The organism is Pseudonocardia sp. SID8383 (assembly GCF_009864975.1).
In the GTDB taxonomy this organism is placed as follows: domain Bacteria; phylum Actinomycetota; class Actinomycetes; order Mycobacteriales; family Pseudonocardiaceae; genus Pseudonocardia; species Pseudonocardia alni.
In genome coordinates this window covers 1-407 of the sequence record NZ_WWFY01001069.1, presented here as the reverse complement: position 1 = coordinate 407, position 407 = coordinate 1, and the positions used below count along the sequence as shown (strand labels likewise).

Annotated in this window: 1 protein-coding gene; it reads left to right on the top strand. The window is 79.4% G+C overall.

Annotated features, from left to right (window positions below):
• Nucleotides 1-407: hypothetical protein (locus GTW08_RS25715; RefSeq protein WP_161152656.1), on the top strand; the 407-nt coding region annotated here is incomplete at both ends.

The following is a 407-nucleotide window of genomic DNA, read 5'->3' as shown; positions in this document are numbered from 1 at the left end:
ACGCCGGCGGCACGCTGTCCGCGGCCGCCGCGCCGGTGCCCGAGCCGGAGCCCGTGTGGCCCCCGCAGGGCGCCGAGGCGCTGACCGGGCTGCCCGACACCGTCGGACCGGTGCGGGTCCGCGGGGGGTGGCGGCACGACGGTGACCTGCTCGCCGAGCTCGAGCTCACCGAGCAGCCCGCCGGTTACACCCTGCACCCGGCGCTGCTCGACGTCGCCGTCCGGTTCGGCGCCGCCACCGACGTCGCCGACCTCACCGCGCTGCGGGGCCTCACCCTGCACGCCTCGGACGCCACCGTGCTGCGGGTCCGCCTCACCGACCGCGGCGACGGCACCCGGGCACTCGCCGCCTGGGACGCGCAGGGCGCACCGGTCCTGACCGCCGGTGAGCTGACCCTGGCCGAGCCC